Genomic DNA, 22,742 nt, shown 5'->3' on the forward strand with positions numbered 1-22,742 from the left:
TCCTCGCGGAGGATCCGAAGCGTCCGATGCATCCGAAAGGCACCCCGGTGGACACCCCTCTGCAGATACCCGCGCTCACCGACGCCGAAGAGCTGGCCTGCGACGTCCTCGTCATCGGTGGCGGCACCGCCGGCACCATGGCCGCGCTGACCGCCGCCGAGCACGGCGCGGACGTCCTTCTCCTGGAGAAGGCACACGTCCGGCACTCCGGCGCGCTCGCCATGGGCATGGACGGCGTCAACAACGCGGTCGTCCCGGGCCGTGCGGAGCCCGACGACTACGTCGCCGAGATCACCCGCGCCAACGACGGCATCGTCGACCAGTCCACCGTCCGCCAGACCGCCACCCGCGGCTTCGCCATGGTGCAGCGCCTGGAGTCGTACGGCGTGAAGTTCGAGAAGGACGAGCACGGCGAGTACGCCGTCCGTCAGGTCCACCGCTCCGGCTCCTACGTGCTGCCGATGCCGGAGGGCAAGGACGTCAAGAAGGTGCTGTACCGGCAGTTGCGGCGACGCGAGATGCGGGAACGGATCCGGATCGAGAACCGGGTGATGCCGGTGCGGGTCCTGACCGCCGGGGGACGCGCCGTGGGCGCGGCGGGCTTCAACACCCGCACCGGGCGGTTCGTCACCGTCCGAGCGGGCGCCGTGATCCTCGCCACCGGTGCCTGCGGCCGCCTCGGCCTGCCCGCCTCCGGATACCTCTACGGCACCTACGAGAACCCGACCAACGCGGGTGACGGCTACGCCATGGCGTACCACGCGGGCGCCGAGCTGACCGGCATCGAGTGCTTCCAGATCAATCCGCTGATCAAGGACTACAACGGCCCCGCCTGCGCCTACGTCGCCAACCCCTTCGGCGGTTACCAGGTCAACCGGCACGGTGAGCGCTTCGTCGACTCCGACTACTGGTCGGGCCAGATGATGGCCGAGTTCGCGGCGGAGGTCGCGAGCGACCGCGGACCGGTGTACCTGAAGCTCAGCCACCTCCCGGAGGAGTCGGTCTCCGCCCTCGAGTCGATCCTGCACTCCACCGAGCGGCCGACCCGCGGCACCTTCCACGCCGGCCGGGGCCACGACTACCGCACCCATGACATCGAGATGCACATCTCCGAGATCGGCCTGTGCGGCGGCCATTCGGCCTCGGGCGTGCGGGTCGACGACCACGCCCGTACGACCGTCCCCCGGCTGTACGCGGCAGGAGACCTGGCCTGCGTACCGCACAACTACATGATCGGCGCGTTCGTCTTCGGCGAGCTCGCGGGTGCCGACGCGGCCCGGTACACGCCGTACGGAGGGGAGTTGCCGGCCGATCAGCTCAGGGAGGCGCACGAGCTGGTCTACCGCCCGCTGCGCAACCCCGACGGCCCGCCGCAGACCCAGGTCGAGTACAAGCTGCGCCGCTTCGTGAACGACTACGTGGCCCCGCCGAAATCGGGTGCGCGGCTGTCGCTGGCCCTGGAGGCCTTCGAGCGGATGCGCACCGACATCGCCGCGATGGGTGCCCGCACCGCGCACGAGCTGATGCGCTGCGCCGAGGTGACCTTCATCCGCGACTGCGCGGAGATGGCCGCGCGTGCCTCCCTGGCCCGCACGGAGTCGCGCTGGGGCCTGTACCACGACCGCCTCGACCATCCGGGGCGCGACGACGCGTCCTGGTTCCACCATCTCGATCTGCACAAGTCCCCCTCCGGTGCGATGGAGTTCACGGCCCGGCCCGTGGCTCCCTATCTGGTTCCGGTCGACGAGTTCAGCCCCGTCGGCGGTCCGTCCCGGCTGCTCGGCGAGGTCCACCCCGAGCACGTGGCCACGGCCGGCTCACGGGACGTGGCCCCGGTGGCCGCGGGGCCGACGTCCGCCCGGGCCGCCGGGTCCGTGGACCGTGGCGGCCTGCACGGAGCGGCCTCGCCCCGGCTCCTCGACCTGCTGGTGCTGGCCGAAGAACAACCCGAACTGGCCGCCGTCGAGCCCTACTTGGCCGACCCCGATCCCGCGGTGCGCCGGACTGCCGTCTCCGTTCTCACCGAGTCCGTGCCGCCCGGCACCGGGCGGGCGCTGGCCGGTGCCCTCGGCGACCCGGACGGCGAGGTCCGCGCCACCGCGGCCGCCTCGCTGCGTGAACTGGTCGAGACGCTGCCGCCCGAGCCGGCCCTGCGCGACGGCCTCACCGCCGCGCTCGCCGAACCCGACCCCGTCGTCCGCGCCGCGGCGCTCGACGTCTTGCGGGCACTGCGCCTCGGCGGCCCCGAACTGTTCGCCGGCGTACTGGCCGACCCGGACATCGCGGTCAGGATCGAGGCCGTGCGCGCCCTCGTCTCGGTGGACGCGGTCGCCCCGCTGTCCCGGGCCGCGGACGACCCCTCCCGGGAGGTCCGCGTCACGGTGGCCAAGGCGCTGGCGGGCGTCGCCGTGACACCGGAGAACCCCGTCACCGCCATCCTCGACCGGCTCACCGAGGACGCCGACGCCCTGGTCCGGGGCGCCGCCTACGCCGCGCTGGGCACCACCGGCTGCCCGGGCCCGCTCGCCGCCCGCGCCGTGGCCGCCCTGGCCGATCCGGCCTGGCAGGTACGCTCCGGGGCCGCGACGGCGCTCTCCGCCGCCGCGTCCGACATCGCGGTGCCCGCTCTCGCCAAGGTCCTCGCCGACCCGAACGCCGATGTCCGCAAGGCCGCCGTCCTGGCCCTGACCCGCCACCGCCGCGCCGAGGACGCCCTCGCGGCCCTCGCCACGGCGACGTCGGACTCGGACGCGGATGTCAGGGCGTACGCGGCACGGGCGCTGTGAGCGTGCCTCGGGACTGCCGTCCGGCCCCCTTATCCGGACCTCTGCATCCGGACGCCTGTATCCGGACGTCTATATCCAGTCGTCCGGCTCCGGCTCCTCGTCCATCTCGGGCCAGTGGTCGTCGGTCCCGGCGCCGGGATCCCGGGCGGCGTCCTTCTCACCGCCGGCGTCCTTCTCACCGTGGTCGGCGCCCGGCGCACCGCTCAGTTCCGCCAGTACCGCGACGACGCCCTCGCCGTACGTGGCCAGCTTCTTGTCGCCGACGCCGCTGATGCCGCCGAGCTGCCGCACCGACGTCGGCCAGGCGGTGACGATCTCCCTGAGCGTCGCGTCGTGGAAGATGACGTAGGCCGGGACGCCCTGTTCGCGGGCCTGTTCGGCGCGCCATGCGCGCAGGGCCTCGAAGGCGGGGAGCAGTTCCTCCGGCAGCTCGGCCGCGGCCGCCCTGGGCTTGCCCTTGCCGGAGGAGGATCCCCCGGACGAGCCGGAGGCCTTCGCGGTCACCGGCCTCTTCGGCTCCTTGCGCAGCGGCACGTCCCGCTCGCGCCGCAGTACCGCGCCGCTGTCCTCGGTCAGCACCAGGGTGCCGTACTCCCCCTCGACGGCGAGCAGCCCCTGCGCCAGCAACTGCCGGACGACGCCCCGCCATTCACCCTCGGGGAGATCCTCGCCGATGCCGAACACGGACAGCTGGTCGTGGTCGAACTGGATGACCTTGGCCGTGCGCCTGCCCAGCAGGATGTCGACGATCTGCACGGCGCCGAACTTCTGTCCGCGCTCCCGCTGCAGCCGCACCACCGTGGACAGCACCTTCTGCGCGGCGACCGTGCCGTCCCAGGTCTCGGGGGGTGTGAGGCAGGTGTCGCAGTTGCCGCAGCCCGTCGCGCCCGGCTCCTGGCCGAAGTAGGCGAGGAGCTGACCGCGGCGGCAGCGGGCGGTCTCGCACAGCGCCAGCATCGAGTCGAGGTGCGCGGCGGCCCGGCGGCGGAAGGCCTCGTCGCCCTCGCCGGACTGGATGAGCTTGCGCTGCTGTATGACGTCGTTCAGGCCGTAGGCCATCCAGGCCGTCGACGGCAGTCCGTCGCGGCCCGCGCGGCCGGTCTCCTGGTAGTAGCCCTCGATCGACTTGGGTAGGTCGAGGTGGGCGACGAAGCGGACGTCCGGCTTGTCGATGCCCATGCCGAAGGCGATGGTCGCGCAGACGACGAGGCCTTCCTCGCGCAGGAACCGGGACTGGTGCGCGGCGCGGGTGCCCGCGTCCAGGCCCGCGTGGTACGGGACGGCCTCGACGCCGTTCTTCGAGAGGAACTCCGCGGTCTTGTCCACGGAGTTGCGCGAGAGGCAGTACACGATGCCGGCGTCGCCCGCGTGCTCCTCACGCAGGAAGTGCAGCAGCTGCTTCTTGGGGTCGGCCTTGGGCACGATCCGGTACTGGATGTTGGGCCGGTCGAAGCTGGCGACGAAATGCCGGGCCGCCGGCATGTTCAGCCGCTGGGTGATCTCCTGGTGCGTCGCCCGGGTGGCCGTCGCCGTGAGCGCGATCCGCGGGACGTCGGGCCAGCGCTCGCCGAGCAGGGAGAGGGTCAGGTAGTCGGGGCGGAAGTCGTGGCCCCACTGGGACACGCAGTGCGCCTCGTCGATCGCGAAGACCGAGATCTTGCCGCGGGAGAGCAGATCGAGCGCGGAGTCCAGCCGCAGCCGCTCGGGCGCCAGGTACAGCAGGTCCAGCTCGCCGGCGAGGAACTCGGCCTCGACGACCCGCCGTTCGTCGAAGTCCTGCGTGGAGTTCATGAACCCGGCGCGTACGCCGAGCGCGCGCAGGGCGTCCACCTGGTCCTGCATCAGCGCGATCAGCGGGGAGACGACCACCCCCGTGCCCGGTCTGACCAGCGCCGGGATCTGGTAGCACAGCGACTTGCCGCCGCCGGTCGGCATGAGGACGACCGCGTCCCCTCCGGCCACCACATGGTCGATGACCGCTTCCTGCTCGCCGCGGAATGCCTCGTATCCGAAGACCCGGTGCAGCGTGGCCAGGGCCTCACTGTCGGTCCGCCCCGGTGTCCCGGTGATCCCTGTCATCTCGTCGATCCCGCCCGTCCCGCCCATCGCTCGTCCCCCGTACGTCGTCCTTCGACCACTGCCTCCACGATAGGGGTCCGGACTGACAGCGCCGGGGTTATCCACAGGCTCGACGCGGTGACTCCGTGTACCCGGACGGCCAACTCGAACGCATGACCGTACATACGCGGGTGGGCCCGGCCCCCGTCAGGGAACCGGGCCCACCGCACGGGCGGCGCACCGCAGCTCAGCGCACGAACACCCCGGCCTGGTTCGCCAGGTCCAGGAAGTACTGCGGCGCCACACCGAGCACCAGGGTGACCGCGACGCCCACGCCGATCGCCACCATCGTCAGCGGCGACGGGACGGCGACGGTCGGGCCCTCGGGCCTCGGCTCGCTGAAGAACATCAGCACGATCACCCGGATGTAGAAGAACGCGGCGATCGCCGACGAGATCACACCGACCACGACCAGCGGGGCTGCCCCGCCTTCCGCCGCCGCCTTGAACACGGCGAACTTCCCGGCGAACCCGGAGGTGAGCGGGATGCCGGCGAAGGCCAGCAGGAACACGGCGAAGACGGCCGCCACCAGCGGCGAACGCCGGCCGAGGCCGGCCCATTTGGACAGGTGTGTGGCCTCGCCACCGGCGTCGCGGACCAGCGTGACCACCGCGAACGCGCCGATCGTCACGAACGAGTACGCGGCCAGGTAGAAGAGCACGGAGGAGACGCCGTCGGGGGTGGTCGCGATGACACCGGCGAGGATGAATCCGGCGTGCGCGATGGACGAGTACGCCAGCAGCCGCTTGATGTCGGTCTGGGTGATCGCGACGATCGCGCCGCCCAGCATGGTGATGATCGCGACGCCCCACATGACCGGCCGCCAGTCCCAGCGGAGGCCGGGCAGGACGACGTACAGGATGCGCAGCAGCGCGCCGAAGGCGGCCACCTTGGTCGCCGCCGCCATGAAGCCGGTGACCGGCGTGGGAGCGCCCTGGTAGACGTCCGGCGTCCACATGTGGAACGGCACCGCGCCGACCTTGAACAGCAGGCCCATGACGATCATGGCAGTGCCGATGAGCAGCAGTGCGTCGTTGCCCATGGTGTCGGCGAGGGCCGGGTCGACGTTCTTCACGGTGCCGTCCACGACCTGCGCGATCGTCCCGTAGGACACCGAACCGGCGTAGCCGTACAGCAGGGCGATGCCGAACAGGGTGAAGGCGGAGGCGAACGCACCGAGCAGGAAGTACTTGACCGCGGCCTCCTGTGACATGAGCCGCTTGCGGCGGGCCAGGGCACACAGGAGGTACAGCGGCAGTGAGAAGACTTCCAGGGCGACGAACAGGGTCAGCAGGTCGTTGGCCGCCGGGAAGACCAGCATGCCGGCGACCGCGAACAGCAGCAGCGGGAAGACCTCGGTGGTGGTGAAACCGGCCTTGACCGCGGCTTTCTCGCTGTCACTGCCGGGCACGGAGGCCGCCTGGGCGGCGAAGGAGTCGACCCGGTTGCCGTGCGTCTCGGGGTCGAGGCGGCGTTCGGCGAAGGTGAACAGGCCGACCAGGGCGGCCAGCAGGATCGTGCCCTGAAGGAAGAGGGCCGGTCCGTCGACGGCGACGGCTCCCATGGCCGCGATGCGCGCCTTGGTGGTGCCGTAGCCGTGCGTCGCGAGGACGACCACCGCCACGAACGCGACGACGAGGGCGGCGGCGGACGCCCACAACTGCACGTGGTAGCGGTACTTGCGCGGCACGAACGCCTCGACGAGCACCCCGACGATCGCCGCGCCTACGACGATCAGGGTGGGCGACAGTTGCCCGTATTCGATCTTCGGCGCGTCGATCTTCGCGATCGGCTCGGCCGCGGTTGTCCACAGGCTGTGGACGGCTGTTGCGCTCACTTGGCCGCCTCCACCTCGGGCCGGGGGTCCTTCTTGTGTACGTCGGACAAGGTCTGCTTGACCGCCGGGTTCACGATGTCCGTGACGGGCTTCGGGTAGACGCCCAGGAAGATCAGCAGCACGATCAGCGGGGCGACGACCGCGAGCTCACGCGCGCGGAGGTCGGGCATCGCCGAGACCTCGGGCTTCACCGGTCCGGTCATCGTCCGCTGGTAGAGGACGAGGGTGTAGAGCGCGGCGAGCACGATGCCGAAGGTGGCGATGATGCCGATCGCCGGATAGCGCGCGAAGGTGCCGACCAGGACCAGGAACTCGCTCACGAAGGGTGCGAGTCCGGGCAGCGACAGGGTCGCCAGGCCGCCGATCAGGAACGTGCCGGCCAGCACCGGGGCGACCTTCTGGACCCCGCCGTAGTCGGCGATGAGCCGCGAGCCGCGCCGGGAGATCAGGAAGCCGGCGACCAGCATCAGGGCTGCCGTCGAGATGCCGTGGTTGACCATGTAGAGCGTCGCGCCGGACTGGCCCTGGCTGGTCATCGCGAAGATGCCCAGGATGATGAACCCGAAGTGCGAGATCGACGCGTACGCCACCAGCCGCTTGATGTCGCGCTGCCCCACGGCGAGCAGCGCGCCGTAGATGATGCTGATCAGCGCCAGGACGAGGATGGCAGGCGTCGCCCACTTGCTGGCCTCCGGGAACAGCTGGAGGCAGAAGCGGAGCATCGCGAAGGTGCCGACCTTGTCGACGACCGCCGTGATGAGCACCGCGACCGGGGTGGTGGACTCCTGCATGGCGTTGGGCAGCCAGGTGTGCAGCGGCCACAGGGGCGCCTTCACCGCGAAGGCGAAGAAGAAGCCGAGGAACAGCCAGCGTTCGGTGTTCGTCGCCATGTCCAGCGAGCCGTTGGCCCGGGCCTCCGCGATCTCCTGAAGGCTGAAGTTCCCGGCGACCACGTACAACCCGATCACCGCGGCCAGCATGATCAGCCCGCCGACCAGGTTGTAGAGCAGGAACTTCACGGCCGCGTACGACCGCTGCGTGGAGGCCGCCTCCTCGCCGTGCTCGTGGGCATGGTCCCCGAAGCCGCCGATGAGGAAGTACATCGGGATGAGCATGGCTTCGAAGAAGATGTAGAAGACGAAGACGTCGGTGGCCTCGAAAGAGATGATCACCATCGCCTCGACGGCCAGGATCAGGGCGAAGAAGCCCTGGGTGGGCCGCCAGCGCCTGCTGCCGGTCTCCAGCGGGTCGGCGTCGTGCCAGCCCGCCAGGATGATGAAGGGGATCAGCAGGGCGGTCAGCGCGATGAGCGCCACCGCGATGCCGTCCACCCCCAGTTCGTAGCGGACCCCGAAGTCCTTGATCCAGGAGTGGGATTCGGTGAGTTGGTAGCGGCTGCCGTCCGGGTCGAAGCGGACCAGGATGACGATCGCCAGGGCCAGGGTGCCCAGGGAGACGAGCAGGGCCAGCGACTTGGCGGAGTTGCGCCGGGCGGCCGGGACGGCGGCCGTGGCCACCGCCCCGATCGCCGGGAGCGCGGCCGTCGCTGTCAGCAGAGGAAAGGACATCGGTATCAGACCGCCCTCATCAGCAGGGTCGCGGCGATGAGGAGCGCCGCACCCCCGAACATCGAGACCGCGTACGACCGCGCGAAGCCGTTCTGGAGCTTGCGCATGCGCCCGGAGAGGCCGCCGACCGAGGCCGCCGTGCCGTTGACGACACCGTCGACCAGGGTGTGGTCGACGTAGACCAGGGAGCGTGTGAGGTGCTCGCCGCCGCGGACCAGGACCACGTGGTTGAAGTCGTCCTGGAGCAGGTCGCGGCGGGCGGCCCGGGTGAGCAGCGACCCGCGCGGGGCGACGACCGGGACCGGGCGGCGGCCGTACTGGGCCCAGGCGATGGCCACGCCGATGAGCAGGCAGACCATGGTCGCTCCGGTGACGGTCGCCACGCTGAGCGGGGAGTCGCCCTCACTGTGTCCGGTGACCGGCTCGAGCCAGTGCAGGAAACGGTCGCCGATACTGAAGAACCCGCCGGCGAAGACCGACCCGAACGCCAGCACGATCATCGGGATCGTCATGGACTTGGGGGACTCGTGCGGATGCGGATCGTGCCCCTCGGCGTCGGGCTGCCAGCGCTTCTCGCCGAAGAACGTCATCAGCATCACGCGCGTCATGTAGAAGGCGGTGATGGCCGCGCCGAGCAGGGCACACCCGCCGAGGATCCAGCCCTCGGTGCCGCCCTTGGCGAACGCCGCCTCGATGATCTTGTCCTTGGAGAAGAAGCCGGACAGACCCGGGAAGCCGATGATGGCGAGGTAGCCGAGGCCGAAGGTGACGAAGGTGATCGGCATGTACTTCCGCAGGCCGCCGTACTTGCGCATGTCGACCTCGTCGTTCATGCCGTGCATGACCGAGCCGGCGCCGAGGAACAGCCCGGCCTTGAAGAAGCCGTGCGTCACCAGGTGCATGATCGCGAAGACGTAGCCGATCGGGCCGAGACCCGCGGCCAGCACCATGTAGCCGATCTGCGACATGGTCGAGCCGGCCAGCGCCTTCTTGATGTCGTCCTTCGCGCAACCGACGATCGCACCGAAGAGGAGCGTGACGGCTCCGACGACCGTGACGACGAGTTGAGCGTCCGGCGCGCCGTTGAAGATGGCCGCCGAGCGGACGATGAGGTAGACGCCGGCGGTCACCATCGTCGCCGCGTGGATGAGGGCGGAGACCGGGGTCGGGCCCTCCATCGCGTCCCCGAGCCAGGACTGCAGCGGCACCTGGGCGGACTTGCCGCAGGCGGCGAGCAGCAGCATCAGGGCGATCGCGGTGAGCTTGCCCTCGGTCGCGTCCCCGGCGATTCCGGGTTCTCCCTCCGTCCCGAGCAGCGGTCCGAAGGCGAAGGTCCCGAAGGTGGTGAACATCAGCATGATGGCGATCGACAGGCCCATGTCGCCGACACGGTTGACCAGGAAGGCCTTCTTCGCGGCGGTGGCGGCGCTGGGCTTGTGCTGCCAGAAGCCGATCAGCAGGTAGGAGGCGAGACCGACGCCCTCCCAGCCGACGTACAGCAGCAGATAGTTGTCGGCGAGGACGAGCAGGAGCATCGCCGCGAGGAACAGGTTGAGGTAGCCGAAGAAGCGGCGGCGGCGCTCGTCGTGCTCCATGTACCCGATGGAGTACAGGTGGATCAGCGAGCCGACGCCCGTGATCAGCAGGACGAACGTCACGGACAGCTGGTCCAGGCGGAAGGCGACGTCCGCCTGGAAGCCCTCTACGGGGATCCAGCTGAACAGGTGCTGGGTGAGCGTCCGGTCGTCGGCGCTCCTGCTGAGCAGGTCACCGAAGAGGACGACGCCGAACACGAAGGAGACGGCCGCGAGGAGCGTGCCGATCCAGTGGCCGACGGCGTCGAGCCGGCGGCCGCCGACCAGGAGGACGGCCGCTCCGAGCAGGGGCGCCGCGATCAGCAGCGCGATCAGGTTCTCCACGATTCTTCCGACCCCTTACAGCTTCATCAGGCTGGCGTCGTCGACCGAGGCCGAGTGGCGGGAACGGAACAGCGACACGATGATCGCGAGTCCCACCACGACCTCCGCGGCGGCGACGACCATCGTGAAGAAGGCGATGATCTGGCCGTCGAGATTGCCGTGCATCCGGGAGAAGGCGACGAACGCGAGGTTGCAGGCGTTGAGCATCAGCTCGATGCACATGAACACGACGATCGCGTTGCGCCTGATCAGCACGCCGGTCGCACCGATCGTGAACAGCAGGGCCGCGAGGTAGAGGTAGTTGACGGGGTTCACTTCGACGCCTCCTCGGTCCGCCTGGAGTTCGGCCCCAGGTGCGGCGGCTCGATGGCGGACCGCTCCAAGCGGTCCTCGGCGCGCTGCTCCAGCGCTTTGAGGTCGCTCAGCGCCTCGGCGGACACGTCACGGATCTGGCCGCGCTCGCGCAGGGTGCTGCTGACCGTGAGCTCCGAGGGGGTGCCGTCGGGCAGCAGACCCGCGATGTCCACCGCGTTGTGCCGCGCGTACACACCCGGCGCGGGCAGCGGCGGTACGTGCCTGCCCTCGCGGACGCGCTGTTCGGCCATCTCGCGCTGGGTCCTGGCGCGCTCGGTGCGCTCGCGGTGGGTGAGCACCATGGCGCCGACGGCGGCCGTGATCAGCAGGGCGCCGGTGATTTCGAAGGCGAAGACGTACTTGGTGAAGATGAGGGCGGCGAGGCCCTCCACGTTGCCGTTCGCGTTCGCCTGCGAGAGGCCGTCGAACTCCGTCAGGGAGGCGTTGCCGATGCCGGCGAACAGCAGCACACCGAAGCCGAGACCGCACACCAGGGCCAGCCAGCGCTGGCCCTTGATGGTCTCCTTCAGGGAGTCCGCCGCGGTGACGCCGACGAGCATCACCACGAACAGGAACAGCATCATGATCGCGCCGGTGTAGACGACGATCTGCACGATGCCCAGGAAGTAGGCGCCGTTGGCGAGGTAGAACACCGCCAGGATGATCATGGTGCCGGCCAGGCAGAGCGCGCTGTGTACGGCCCTCTTCATGAAGACGGTGCACAGGGCGCCGATCACGGCGACGGTGCCGAGGACCCAGAACTGGAAGGCCTCTCCGGTGGAGGTGGAGTAGGCGGCGAGCTGGCTCATGCCTCCACCTCCTCCGGGGAGGGCTCCTCGCCCTTGGAGACGGCCACCTGGCGCTCGGTACCGGGCGCGGCCTCGGTGACCAGGCCCCGGTAGTAGTCCTGCTCGTCCGTCCCCGGGTAGATCGCGTGCGGCGAGTCGACCATGCCGTCCTCGAGGCCGGCCAGCAGCTGCTCCTTGGTGTAGATCAGGTTGGCGCGGCTGCTGTCCGCGAGCTCGAACTCGTTGGTCATCGTCAGCGCTCGGGTGGGACAGGCCTCGATGCACAGACCGCACAGGATGCAGCGGGCGTAGTTGATCTGGTACACCCGGCCGTACCGCTCGCCCGGCGAGTAGCGCTCCTCGTCGGTGTTGTCCGCGCCCTCGACGTAGATGGCGTCGGCGGGGCAGGCCCAGGCGCACAGCTCGCAGCCGACGCACTTCTCCAGGCCGTCCGGATGACGGTTGAGCTGGTGCCGTCCGTGGAACCGCGGGGCCGTGGTCTTCTTCTGCTCCGGGTACTGCTCGGTCAGCCGCTTCTTGAACATGGCCTTGAAGGTCACGCCGAAGCCGGCCACGGGGTTCTGGAAGCCAGGCTTCGACTGCCCGGTCTCCTTCGGCTCCTCAGCCATCGGACGCCTCCTTTCCATCCAGCGATCCGTCACTGACAGTGTCGGGTCCGCCACTGACAATCAGCTCCCGCTCCCGGCGCGGGCTGCGCCTCGGTACCGGCGCGAGCTCCTGTCCGGGCAGCGGCGGTACGGGGAATCCGCCCGCCATCGGGTCGAAGCCGGCGGGTTCGGCGGGGGCCTCGGCCTCCTTGGCGCTGCTGCGGAACATGTCCACGACGAAGGAGAGCAGCAGCAGGACCAGGACACCGCCGGCGACGTAGAGGGCGATGTCGGCGAAGCCGTAGTTCTCGTTGCGCAGGGTCCGTACGGTCGCGACGAGCATGAGCCAGGTCACCGACACCGGGATGAGGACCTTCCAGCCGAGCTTCATCAGCTGGTCGTAGCGGACGCGGGGAAGCGTGCCGCGCAGCCAGATGAAGAAGAACAGCAGCAGCTGGACCTTGATCACGAACCAGAGCATCGGCCACCAGCCGTGGTTCGCGCCCTCCCAGAAGCCGCTGACCGGCCAGGGGGCCCGCCAGCCGCCGAGGAAGAGCGTGGTGGACACGGCCGAGACCGTCACCATGTTGACGTACTCGGCGAGCATGAACATCGCGAACTTGATCGACGAGTACTCGGTGTTGAAGCCACCGACCAGGTCGCCCTCGGACTCCGGCATGTCGAAGGGCGCGCGGTTGGTCTCGCCGACCATCGTGACGATGTAGAGGAGGAACGAGACCGGCAGCAGGATGATGTACCAGCGATCGTGCTGCTGTTCGACGATCGTCGACGTCGACATGGACCCCGAGTAGAGGAACACCGAGGCGAACGCGGCGCCCATGGCGATCTCGTACGAGATCATCTGCGCGCAGGAGCGCAGACCACCGAGGAGCGGGTACGTCGACCCTGAGCTCCAGCCCGCGAGGACGATGCCGTAGATGCCGACCGAGGCGACCGCGAGGATGTAGAGCATCGCGATCGGCAGGTCCGTGAGCTGCATCGTCGTGCGCGTGCCGAAGATGGAGATCTCGTTGTCGGCCGGGCCGAAGGGGATCACCGCGATCGCCATGAAGGCCGGGATGGCCGCCACGATCGGCGCGAGGACGTACACCACCTTGTCGGCGCGTTTGACGATCAGGTCTTCCTTCAGCATCAGCTTGATGCCGTCGGCGAGAGACTGGAGCATGCCCCAGGGGCCGTGCCGGTTGGGGCCGACGCGCAACTGCATCCAGGCGACGACCTTGCGCTCCCAGACGATGGAGAACAGCACGGTCACCATCAGGAAGGCGAAGCAGAAGACCGCCTTGACGACGACCAGCCACCAGGGGTCGCGGCCGAACATCGAGAGGTCTTCGGCGGCGAGGTACGGGCTCATTCCTCCACCTCCTTCGGTGCGTCGGTGGCGGGCGTCGCCGGGCCGATGCGGACGAGGGAGCCGGGGGTGGCCCCGGAGTCGGAGGCGACGCCGCCGCCGGTGGAGTTCAGTGGGAGCCAGACCACGCGGTCGGGCATCTCGGTGATCCTGAGGGGTAGTTCGACCGTCCCGGTGGTGCCGGTCACGGCGAGTACGGCACCGTCCTCGACGCCCGCTTCGGCGGCCGTGGCGGCGGACACGCGCGCGTGTGCGGCGTGCCGGGTGCCGGCGAGCGCCTCGTCGCCCTCCTGGAGGAGGCCTTGGTCGAGCAGCAGCCGGTGCCCGGCCAGGACGGCTTCCCCGGCGGCGGGCCTGGGCAGGACACCGCCCGTCTCCAGGGGCTCGGTGCCCCGCGGACCGTCCCAGGCGCCGAGCCGGTCGAGCTCCGCACGCGCGGTGCGCAGGTCCGGCAGGCCGAGGTGGACGTCCATGGCGTCGGCGAGCATCTGCAGCACGCGCGCGTCGGACGGCGCCAGGCGGCGGGTCATCTGCTCGGGCTTGAGGGCGGCCTCGAAGAAGCGGACCCGGCCCTCCCAGTTGAGGAAGGCACCCGCCTTCTCGGCGACCGCCGCGACAGGCAGGACGACGTCCGCGTGCCGCGAGACCTCGCTGGGCCGCAGCTCCAGCGACACCACGAAGCCCGCCTCGGCGAGCGCCGCACGCGCGCGTGCCGGGTCGGGCAGGTCGGCGACCTCCACCCCCGCGACGAGCAGCGCCTGCAGCTCACCGGCCGCGGCGGCCTCGACGATCTGTCCGGTGTCCCGGCCGTAGCGGTCCGGGAGTTCGGCGACACCCCAGGCGGCCGCGACCTCCTCCCGCGCGCGCGGGTCGGTGGCCGGACGTCCGCCCGGCAGCAACGACGGCAGCGCGCCCGCCTCGATCGCGCCCCGCTCCCCCGCCCGGCGCGGAATCCACACCAGCCCCGCGCCGGTGGCGTTCGCGGCGCGTACGGCCGCGGTGAGCCCGCCGGCCACCCCGGCCAGCCGCTCTCCGACGACGATCACCGCACCCTCGGTCCGCAGCGCCTCGGCGGCCCTGTGGCCGGATTCCTCCAGCCCGACACCGCCGGCGAGCGCGTCCAGCCACTCGGTCTCGGTGCCCGGGGCGGCCGGCAGCAGCGTGCCGCCCGCCTTATCCAGGCCACGAGTGGCGTACGTGGCGAGCGAGAACACCCGCTGCCCGTGCCTCCGCCAGGCCTTGCGCAGCCGCAGGAAGACGCCGGGCGCCTCCTCCTCGGACTCGAAGCCGACCAGCAGGACGGCGGGCGCCTTCTCCAGCGAGGTGTACGTGACGCCCGCACCGTCGAGGTCACGGCCGCGGCCCGCCACCCGTGCCGCCAGGAAGTCGGCCTCCTCTCCGCTGTGCACGCGCGCGCGGAAGTCGATGTCGTTGGTGTCGAGCGCCACGCGCGCGAACTTGCTGTACGCGTACGCGTCCTCGATGGTGAGCCGGCCGCCGGTCAGGACGCCGGTCCGGCCGCGCGAGGCGAGCAGTCCCTGTGCGGCGATCTGCAGCGCCTCCGGCCAGGACGCCGGTTCGAGCTCGCCCTCGGCGTTGCGCACCAGGGGCGTCTGAAGCCGGTCGCGCTGTTGCGCGTAGCGGAACCCGAAACGCCCCTTGTCGCAGATCCACTCCTCGTTGACCTCGGGGTCGTTCGCCGCCAGGCGCCGCATGATCTTGCCGCGCCGGTGGTCGGTGCGCGTGGCGCAGCCGCCGGAGCAGTGCTCGCACACCGAGGGCGTGGAGACCAGGTCGAAGGGGCGGGAGCGGAATCGGTACGCCGCCGAGGTCAGCGCGCCGACCGGGCAGATCTGGATGGTGTTGCCGGAGAAGTACGACTCGAACGGGTCGCCCTCACCGGTACCGACCTGCTGCAGCGCGCCCCGCTCGATCAGCTCGATCATCGGGTCGCCCGCGACCTGGTTGGAGAACCGGGTGCAGCGGGCGCACAGCACGCACCGCTCACGGTCGAGCAGGACCTGCGTGGAGATCGGGACGGGCTTCTCGTACGTGCGCTTGCGGCCCTCGAAGCGGGACTCGGCCTGTCCGTGCGACATCGCCTGGTTCTGCAGGGGGCACTCGCCGCCCTTGTCGCAGACCGGGCAGTCCAGCGGGTGGTTGATGAGGAGCAGCTCCATCACACCGTGCTGCGCCTTCTCGGCGACCGGCGAGGTGAGGTGGGTCTTCACCACCATCCCGTCCGTGCACGTGATCGTGCAGGACGCCATCGGCTTGCGCTGGCCCTCGACCTCGACGATGCACTGGCGGCAGGCGCCGGCCGGGTCGAGGAGGGGATGGTCGCAGAAGCGGGGGATCTCGATGCCGAGCTGCTCGGCGGCCCGGATGACCAGAGTGCCCTTGGGCACACTGATCTCCGCGCCGTCGATCGTCAGCGTCACGAGGTCCTCCGGCGGGACCGCCGCCTCTCCCCCTCCCGAGGGAGCGCTGGTGGTCACTGTCATGCGTTCACCTCCGGGCGGTCGGCCCAGGCCGTCGACTTCGCCGGGTCGAAGGGGCAGCCCCGGCCCGTGATGTGCTCCTCGTACTCCGCACGGAAGTACTTGAGCGAGGAGAAGATCGGCGAGGCGGCGCCGTCACCGAGGGCGCAGAACGACTTGCCGTTGATGTTGTCGGCGATGTCGTTCAGCTTGTCGAGGTCGGACATCACGCCCTTGCCGGCCTCGATGTCGCGCAGCAACTGCACGAGCCAGTAGGTGCCTTCGCGGCAGGGTGTGCACTTGCCGCAGGACTCGTGGGCGTAGAACTCGGTCCACCGGGTGACGGCGCGCACCACACAGGTCGTCTCGTCGAAGCACTGGAGTGCTTTCGTGCCGAGCATGGAACCCGCGGCGCCCACTCCTTCGTAGTCGAGCGGGACGTCGAGGTGCTCGTCGGTGAACATCGGGGTCGAGGAGCCGCCCGGCGTCCAGAACTTCAGGCGGTGGCCCGGTCGCATGCCACCGCTCATCTCGAGGAGCTGGCGGAGGGTGATGCCGAGCGGGGCCTCGTACTGGCCGGGGCTGGCGACATGGCCGCTGAGCGAGTAGAGCGTGAAGCCCGGGGACTTCTCGCTGCCCATCGACCTGAACCATTCTTTCCCGTTTTTCAGGATGGCGGGAACCGACGCGATGGACTCGACGTTGTTCACAACAGTCGGGCAGGCATAGAGGCCTGCGACCGCAGGAAAGGGGGGACGCAGCCGCGGTTGACCACGGCGGCCTTCGAGGGAGTCCAGCAGCGCGGTCTCCTCACCGCAGATGTACGCCCCCGCGCCGGCGTGCACGGTGAGTTCCAGGTCGAGTCCGCTGCCGAGGACGTTCTCGCCGAGGTAGCCCGCCGCGTAGGCCTCACGCACGGCCTCGTGCAACCGCCGCAGAACAGGGACGACTTCACCGCGCAGATAGATGAAGGCATGCGAAGACCTGATGGCATAACACGCGATCACAATGCCCTCGATGAGGCTATGCGGGTTCGCGAAGAGGAGCGGGATGTCCTTGCAGGTGCCCGGCTCCGATTCGTCGGCGTTGACAACTAGATAGTGCGGCTTTCCATCACCCTGGGGAATGAACTGCCATTTCATTCCCGTCGGGAACCCCGCGCCGCCGCGCCCGCGCAGACCGGATTCCTTGACGTACGCGATCACTTCGTCGGGGGACATGGCGAGCGCCTTGCGGAGTCCCTCGTATCCCTCGTGCCTTCGGTAGACGTCCAGCGACCAGGACCTCTCCTCGTCCCAGAAGGCCGACAGCACGGGTGCGAGCAGCTTCTCGGGGCTGCTGCCTTTCAGCTCGGGTGCCAAGGTCATCACTCCCCCTCCTCGGCGGCGGGCCCTGCCGGATGGGCGGGGTCGGAGGCCGATGTGTCCTGCGGCGCGTCATGTGAACTGAGGTGCTCGGCCGGCGACGGCTGGTGCGCTGTCGCGTCGCCCGGCGCCCTGTCCTGCGGTTCGTCGTGCGGCCCGCCGTCCCGCGGGTGGACCACGCGCGCGGACGGGGTCTCTCCCCTGGCCAGGCGGAGGCCCACCAGCGACGCCGGTCCCGCGCTGCCGCCCGCCTCGACGGCGCCGTCCCGTGCGTCGGGGAATCCGGCCAGGATCCGGGCGGTCTCCTTGAAGGTGCACAGCGGCGCCCCGCGCGTGGGCGACACCTCGTGTCCGCCCCGCAGGTCGTCCACCAGGCGCTTCGCGCTCTGCACGGTCTGGTTGTCGAAGAACTCCCAGTTGACCATCACGACCGGCGCGAAGTCGCAGGCCGCGTTGCACTCGATGTGCTCCAGGGTGATCTTTCCGTCGTCGGTGGTCTCGCCGTTGCCGACGCCGAGGTACTCCTGAAGCGACTCGAAGATCGCGTCGCCGCCCATCACCGCGCACAGGGTGTTGGTGCAGACGCCCACCTGGTAGTCACCGCTCGGCCGGCGCCGGTACATGGTGTAGAAGGTGGCGACCGCGGTGACCTCGGCCGTGGTCAGGCCGAGCACGTCCGCGCAGAACTGCATCCCGGTGCGCGTGACGTGGCCCTCCTCCGACTGCACGAGATGCAGCAACGGCAGGAGCGCGGACCGGGAGTCGGGGTAGCGGGCGACGACGTCGCGCGCGTCCGCCTCCAGCCTGGCCCGGACGTCGTCCGGGTAGGCGGGCGCGGGCAGTTCGGGCATGCCCAGGCTGACGCCCCGCTCGGAAGAAGAGGTGGTCACCGGTCGACGCCTCCCATCACGGGGTCGATGGACGCGACGGCGACGATGACGTCGGCGACCTGGCCGCCCTCGCACATCGCCGCCATGGCCTGCAGGTTGGTGAAGGACGGGTCGCGGAAGTGGACCCGGTAGGGGCGGGTGCCTCCGTCGGAAACGGCGTGCACCCCGAGTTCGCCCTTGGGCGACTCGACCGCCGCGTACGCCTGTCCCGGCGGGACGCGGAAACCCTCGGTCACCAGCTTGAAGTGGTGGATCAGGGCCTCCATGGAGGTGCCCATGATCTTCTTGATGTGGTCGAGGGAGTTGCCCAGTCCGTCCGGTCCCAGGGCGAGCTGGGCCGGCCAGGCGATCTTCTTGTCGCCGACCATGACCGGGCCGGGCTGGAGCCGGTCCAGGCACTGTTCGACGATGCGGAGCGACTGGCGCATCTCCTCCAGCCGGATCAGGAAGCGGCCGTAGGAATCGCAGGTGTCGGCCGTGGGGACGTCGAAGTCGTACGTCTCGTAGTCGCAGTACGGCTGGGCCTTGCGCAGGTCGTGCGGGAGACCGGTGGAGCGCAGGATGGGGCCGGTGGCGCCGAGGGCCATGCAGCCCGCCAGGTCGAGGTAGCCGACGTCCTGCATACGGGCCTTGAAGATGGGGTTCCCGGTGGCGAGCTTGTCGTACTCGGGAAGGTTCTTCTTCATCTTCTTCACGAACTCGCGGATGTGGTCCACCGCGCCGGGCGGCAGGTCCTGGGCGAGTCCGCCGGGGCGGATGTACGCGTGGTTCATCCGCAGGCCCGTGATGAGCTCGTAGATGTCGAGGATCATCTCCCGGTCACGGAAGCCGTAGATCATGATCGTGGTGGCGCCGAGCTCCATGCCGCCGGTGGCGATGCACACCAGGTGGGAGGACATCCGGTTCAGCTCCATCAGGAGCACCCGGATGATCTTGGCACGCTCGGGGATCTGGTCCTCGATGCCGAGGAGTTTCTCGACGGCGAGACAGTAGGCGGTCTCGTTGAAGAAGGACGTCAGGTAATCCATGCGCGTCACGAACGTGGTGCCCTGCGTCCACGTGCGGAACTCGAGGTTCTTCTCGATACCGGTGTGGAGGTAGCCGATGCCGCAGCGGGCCTCGGTGACCGTCTCTCCCTCGATCTCCAGGATCAGGCGGAGCACGCCGTGGGTGGAGGGGTGCTGGGGGCCCATGTTGACGACGATGCGCTCGTCGTCGGCGCGGGCCGCGGACTGGACGACCTCGTCCCAGTCACCGCCGGTGACCGTGTATACGGTGCCCTCGGTGGTTTCCCGGGCGGATGCTGACTGTGTGCTCACGAGTACGACCTCCGCTGGTCCGGAGCCGGGATCTGGGCGCCCTTGTACTCGACGGGGATGCCGCCGAGGGGGTAGTCCTTGCGCTGCGGATGGCCCTGCCAGTCGTCCGGCATCATGATCCGCGTCAGGGCCGGGTGACCGTCGAAGACGATCCCGAAGAAGTCGTAGGTCTCGCGCTCGTGCCAGTCGTTCGTCGGGTACACGCCGACCAGGGACGGGATGTGCGGGTCGGCGTCCGGCGCACTGACCTCGAGGCGGATCTGCCGGTTGTGGGTGATCGAGCGCAGGTGGTAGACGGCGTGCAGCTCGCGGCCCTTGTCGCCGAGGTAGTGGACTCCGCTCACCCCCATGCAGAGCTCGAAGCGCAGGGCCGGGTCGTCGCGCAGGGTGCGGGCGACGCGGTGCAGGTGTTCGCGCTCGATGTGGAAGGTGAGCTCGCCGCGGTCGACGACCGTCTTCTCGATGGCGTTCCCGGGAAGCAGGCCCTGCTCCTCCAGCGCGCCTTCCAGTTCGTCGGCGACCTCGTCGAACCAGCCTCCATAGGGCCGGGCGGCCGGGCCGGGGAGGCGGACCGAGCGGACCAGGCCGCCGTAGCCGGAGGTGTCGCCGCCGTTGTCGGCGCCGAACATCCCGCGCTGCACGCGGACCTCCTCGCCGCCCTGGCCACGCTGGCCCGGAAGGTTCTCGACGGAGAGGTCCCTCTCGGGGTTCACGCCGTTCGCCCCGCCCGAGGAGCCGTTCACCCCGTTCGAGGAGCCGTTCACGCCGTTCGCCGATGCGCCGGCGTTGTTCGCGTCGCTCACCGCAGCAGCCCCTTCATCTCGATCGTGGGCAGGGCCTTGAGGGCCGCTTCCTCCGCCTCACGGGCCGCTTCCTCGGCGTTCACGCCCAGCTTGGAGTTCTGGATCTTGTGATGCAGCTTGAGGATCGCGTCCATCAGCATCTCGGGGCGCGGGGGGCAGCCGGGGAGGTAGATGTCGACGGGGACGATGTGGTCGACGCCCTGGACGATCGCGTAGTTGTTGAACATGCCGCCCGAGGACGCGCACACGCCCATGGAGATGACCCACTTCGGGTTCGGCATCTGGTCGTAGACCTGCCGCAGCACCGGCGCCATCTTCTGGCTCACCCGGCCGGCCACGATCATCAGGTCGGCCTGGCGCGGTGATCCACGGAAGACCTCCATGCCGAAGCGCGCCAGGTCGTAGCGGCCTGCGCCGGTGGTCATCATCTCGATGGCGCAGCAGGCGAGGCCGAAGGTGGCGGGGAAGACGGATGCCTTGCGCACCCAGCCCGCGGCCTGTTCGACGGTGGTCAGCAGGAAGCCGCTCGGCAGTTTTTCTTCGAGTCCCATGACTAAAGGCCCCTCAGTCCCATTCCAGGCCGCCGCGCCGCCATACGTACGCGTACGCGACGAAGACGGTGAGCACGAAGAGCAGCATCTCCACGAGCCCGAAAACACCCAGGGCGTCGAAGGTGACGGCCCAGGGGTAGAGGAAGACGATCTCGATGTCGAAGACGATGAAGAGCATCGCCGTCAGGTAGTACTTGATGGGGAAGCGCCCGCCGCCGGCCGGCGTGGGGGTCGGCTCGATACCGCACTCATAGGCCTCGAGCTTGGCGCGGTTGTACCGCTTCGGCCCGATCAGCGTGGCCATGACCACGGAGAAGATCGCAAAGCCTGCCCCGAGGGCTCCCAGTACGAGGATGGGCGCATACGCGTTCACCGCTCCTCGCTCCTCTCAGTCGGCACTGACTGCTGGCGATGGCATCGGACTCACACCAGCCTCACCGGCCCCACGAACCTCGCCCGTCCCGACGAAGATCGCGAACATGTGAAGCAGGTCACAAGCCCAACTGCCTCGCATCCTATGCCCGCCACTCTGTGATCTGCGACACGGGGTATTGCACAAGCTTTGTGATCTCCACCACCTGACGAAGGATCATGAAGTCATATCAGCGGTGATCTTCGTACTCGAAGCGTCAGAGTGATCACAAGAAGTGACATTTGCGCTCGTCGCCGCAGGCCGAGAGGGGCGTCTCAATATCAAGAGAGTTCCCTTGCATGCAAATTGGCGATGGACATCATGGGCTGATAGTGGCCCGCGTTCACACATCAGAGGGAGGCGTAAGCCGGATGTGGACACGTGCACACATTCACGAGCGGACGGGGACTCCCGCGACCAGTCGATCTACGCGCGTGACGCACCCCTGCCGGTGACCTTTCCGTGACCTCCGCCACATCGATGAGAGACCCATGAGAACCGGGGTTGGCCAACGATCCCAACCGATGGTAGGCCGAGGGCAATTCGGACGTAACAGTGAAAGGCCTTGATCACAGGCCTGATCACCCGTGTCTGCAATGTCCGTTACGGCGTCAATAAAGAGCGGCGTGAACGGCGTTCGGGGGTCGCGTTGAACAAATGTGGCGCAGCACACGTTTCTTGTAGGTATGGAGGAGCCCCTGATACCGGTTGGACTCATGTCCCACACCGCTCACATACGCAGCCACCGGAAACCCCGCCGCAGCGCGTCGACGATCGCGATGCGGACCGGAGTCGCCAGTGGTGTACTCGGCACGCTGGCCGTCGCCACGGCGGCCGGTTCGGCCAACGCCGCCGAGCCGGTGACACAGACGCTCGAACTGCCCGTGTTCACCGGCGACCTGGCCGCCCAGGTGGCGCAGTCCGCACAGGCCACGCAGCAGGCTGCCGCGAACTACCAGCTCAACGCCGAGCGTGACGCGGCCGCCGCTGCCGCCGCCAAGGAGGCCAAGAAGGACCTCGCCGACGCCAAGAAGGCCGAGGCGAAGAAGAAGGCCGAGGCCGCCCGCAAGGCCGCCGCCGAGCGGGCCACGCGCTCCGCCGAGCGGACCACGCTCAGCTCCACGGCGAGCAGCAGCAGCTCCACCAGCACGAGCAGCTCCACGGCGACCGGGTCGGCCGCGGCCGTCATCGCCTTCGCCAAGGCTCAGATCGGCGACGCCTACGTCTCCGGCGGCACGGGCCCCAACTCCTGGGACTGCTCGGGTCTCATGCAGACCGCCTTCAAGCAGGTCGGCGTCGACCTGCCGCGCGTCTCGCAGGACCAGTCGACCTTCGGTACCCAGGTCTCGCTGGACAACCTGCAGCCGGGCGACATCCTGTACTGGGGAAGCGCGGGCAGCGCGTACCACGTGGCGATCTACGTCGGCGACGGCATGTTCGTCGGCGCGCAGAACCCGTCCACCGGTGTGGTCGAGAAGCCTCTCTCGTACGACCCGCCGAGCGGCGCGGTGCGGGTGCTCTGACAGCACCCCCGCGACTCTCGCGCGTAAGGGCCGCAGCCACTCGGGGGCAG

Annotated in this window: 17 protein-coding genes; 2 read left to right on the forward strand and 15 right to left on the reverse strand. The window is 69.4% G+C overall.

The window, feature by feature from the left end:
* Nucleotides 1–26 precede the first annotated feature (26 nt).
* The gene (locus ABT057_RS34945) at nucleotides 27–2,786 is read left to right on the forward strand and encodes a fumarate reductase/succinate dehydrogenase flavoprotein subunit (RefSeq protein ID WP_352347884.1); all 2,760 of its coding nucleotides are present in this window, start codon (nucleotides 27–29) and stop codon (nucleotides 2,784–2,786) included.
* 69 nt (nucleotides 2,787–2,855) lie between these two features.
* Here the strand turns inward: ABT057_RS34945 and recQ are convergent, their stop codons facing one another.
* The 15 genes from recQ to ABT057_RS35020 form a co-directional block, all read right to left on the reverse strand.
* Nucleotides 2,856–4,892 (reverse strand): DNA helicase RecQ, encoded by a 2,037-nt coding sequence (gene recQ, locus ABT057_RS34950; RefSeq protein ID WP_352347886.1) that lies wholly within the window; start codon nucleotides 4,890–4,892, stop codon nucleotides 2,856–2,858.
* A 199-nt stretch (nucleotides 4,893–5,091) separates the two neighbouring features.
* Nucleotides 5,092–6,741 (reverse strand): NADH-quinone oxidoreductase subunit NuoN, encoded by a 1,650-nt coding sequence (gene nuoN / locus ABT057_RS34955; protein ID WP_352347887.1) that lies wholly within the window; start codon nucleotides 6,739–6,741, stop codon nucleotides 5,092–5,094.
* The gene (locus ABT057_RS34960; protein WP_352347888.1) at nucleotides 6,738–8,309 is read right to left on the reverse strand and encodes an NADH-quinone oxidoreductase subunit M; all 1,572 of its coding nucleotides are present in this window, start codon (nucleotides 8,307–8,309) and stop codon (nucleotides 6,738–6,740) included. The genes nuoN and ABT057_RS34960 overlap by 4 nt, the downstream gene beginning before the upstream one ends.
* Nucleotides 8,310–8,314: 5 nt before the next feature.
* Entirely contained in the window at nucleotides 8,315–10,228 is a 1,914-nt protein-coding gene (gene nuoL, locus ABT057_RS34965) for an NADH-quinone oxidoreductase subunit L (protein ID WP_352347889.1), read from the reverse strand.
* Nucleotides 10,229–10,243: 15 nt separating this feature from the next.
* Entirely contained in the window at nucleotides 10,244–10,543 is a 300-nt protein-coding gene (nuoK, locus tag ABT057_RS34970; protein ID WP_003974374.1) for an NADH-quinone oxidoreductase subunit NuoK, read from the reverse strand.
* Nucleotides 10,540–11,391 carry an NADH-quinone oxidoreductase subunit J gene (locus ABT057_RS34975; protein ID WP_352347890.1) on the reverse strand — a complete coding sequence of 284 codons (852 nt, stop codon included), beginning with the start codon at nucleotides 11,389–11,391 and terminating at the stop codon, nucleotides 10,540–10,542. Before ABT057_RS34975 ends, nuoK begins: the two co-directional genes overlap by 4 nt.
* Complete coding sequence (gene nuoI, locus ABT057_RS34980; protein WP_352347891.1) at nucleotides 11,388–11,999, reverse strand: NADH-quinone oxidoreductase subunit NuoI; 612 nt, start codon at nucleotides 11,997–11,999, stop codon at nucleotides 11,388–11,390. Before nuoI ends, ABT057_RS34975 begins: the two co-directional genes overlap by 4 nt.
* Complete coding sequence (gene nuoH, locus ABT057_RS34985; protein ID WP_352347892.1) at nucleotides 11,992–13,353, reverse strand: NADH-quinone oxidoreductase subunit NuoH; 1,362 nt, start codon at nucleotides 13,351–13,353, stop codon at nucleotides 11,992–11,994. The genes nuoI and nuoH overlap by 8 nt, the downstream gene beginning before the upstream one ends.
* The gene (locus tag ABT057_RS34990; RefSeq protein WP_352347893.1) at nucleotides 13,350–15,854 is read right to left on the reverse strand and encodes an NADH-quinone oxidoreductase subunit G; all 2,505 of its coding nucleotides are present in this window, start codon (nucleotides 15,852–15,854) and stop codon (nucleotides 13,350–13,352) included. The genes nuoH and ABT057_RS34990 overlap by 4 nt, the downstream gene beginning before the upstream one ends.
* Nucleotides 15,851–17,200, reverse strand: coding sequence for an NADH-quinone oxidoreductase subunit NuoF (gene nuoF / locus ABT057_RS34995; protein ID WP_352347894.1), 1,350 nt, complete (start codon nucleotides 17,198–17,200; stop codon nucleotides 15,851–15,853). Before nuoF ends, ABT057_RS34990 begins: the two co-directional genes overlap by 4 nt.
* Entirely contained in the window at nucleotides 17,197–18,084 is an 888-nt protein-coding gene (gene nuoE / locus ABT057_RS35000; protein ID WP_352347895.1) for an NADH-quinone oxidoreductase subunit NuoE, read from the reverse strand. The genes nuoF and nuoE overlap by 4 nt, the downstream gene beginning before the upstream one ends.
* Nucleotides 18,081–19,403 (reverse strand): NADH-quinone oxidoreductase subunit D, encoded by a 1,323-nt coding sequence (locus ABT057_RS35005; RefSeq protein WP_352347896.1) that lies wholly within the window; start codon nucleotides 19,401–19,403, stop codon nucleotides 18,081–18,083. The genes nuoE and ABT057_RS35005 overlap by 4 nt, the downstream gene beginning before the upstream one ends.
* Entirely contained in the window at nucleotides 19,400–20,146 is a 747-nt protein-coding gene (locus tag ABT057_RS35010; protein ID WP_352347941.1) for an NADH-quinone oxidoreductase subunit C, read from the reverse strand. The genes ABT057_RS35005 and ABT057_RS35010 overlap by 4 nt, the downstream gene beginning before the upstream one ends.
* A gap of 56 nt (nucleotides 20,147–20,202) precedes the next feature.
* The gene (locus ABT057_RS35015; RefSeq protein ID WP_055635348.1) at nucleotides 20,203–20,757 is read right to left on the reverse strand and encodes a NuoB/complex I 20 kDa subunit family protein; all 555 of its coding nucleotides are present in this window, start codon (nucleotides 20,755–20,757) and stop codon (nucleotides 20,203–20,205) included.
* 13 nt (nucleotides 20,758–20,770) lie between these two features.
* The gene (locus ABT057_RS35020; protein ID WP_007383963.1) at nucleotides 20,771–21,130 is read right to left on the reverse strand and encodes an NADH-quinone oxidoreductase subunit A; all 360 of its coding nucleotides are present in this window, start codon (nucleotides 21,128–21,130) and stop codon (nucleotides 20,771–20,773) included.
* A gap of 755 nt (nucleotides 21,131–21,885) precedes the next feature.
* Between ABT057_RS35020 and ABT057_RS35025 the strand changes: the two genes are divergently transcribed.
* Nucleotides 21,886–22,692: a C40 family peptidase gene (locus tag ABT057_RS35025; RefSeq protein WP_352347897.1), complete on the forward strand. Its 807-nt coding sequence runs from the start codon at nucleotides 21,886–21,888 to the stop codon at nucleotides 22,690–22,692.
* The last annotated feature ends 50 nt before the right edge of the window (nucleotides 22,693–22,742 follow it).

Origin of the sequence: Streptomyces sp. NPDC002588 (assembly GCF_040295925.1) — a bacterium.
Classification (GTDB): domain Bacteria; phylum Actinomycetota; class Actinomycetes; order Streptomycetales; family Streptomycetaceae; genus Streptomyces.

Coding starts and splice junctions, on each gene's coding strand:
- ABT057_RS34945 (WP_352347884.1), top strand. CDS start 27: ATGCATCCGAAAGGCACCCCGGTGGACACCCCTCTGCAGATACCCGCG.
- recQ (WP_352347886.1), bottom strand. CDS start 4,892: ATGGGCGGGACGGGCGGGATCGACGAGATGACAGGGATCACCGGGACA.
- ABT057_RS34960 (WP_352347888.1), bottom strand. CDS start 8,309: ATGTCCTTTCCTCTGCTGACAGCGACGGCCGCGCTCCCGGCGATCGGG.
- ABT057_RS34975 (WP_352347890.1), bottom strand. CDS start 11,391: ATGAGCCAGCTCGCCGCCTACTCCACCTCCACCGGAGAGGCCTTCCAG.
- nuoI (WP_352347891.1), bottom strand. CDS start 11,999: ATGGCTGAGGAGCCGAAGGAGACCGGGCAGTCGAAGCCTGGCTTCCAG.
- nuoH (WP_352347892.1), bottom strand. CDS start 13,353: ATGAGCCCGTACCTCGCCGCCGAAGACCTCTCGATGTTCGGCCGCGAC.
- ABT057_RS34990 (WP_352347893.1), bottom strand. CDS start 15,854: ATGACAGTGACCACCAGCGCTCCCTCGGGAGGGGGAGAGGCGGCGGTC.
- ABT057_RS35015 (WP_055635348.1), bottom strand. CDS start 20,757: ATGGGACTCGAAGAAAAACTGCCGAGCGGCTTCCTGCTGACCACCGTC.
- ABT057_RS35025 (WP_352347897.1), top strand. CDS start 21,886: ATGTCCCACACCGCTCACATACGCAGCCACCGGAAACCCCGCCGCAGC.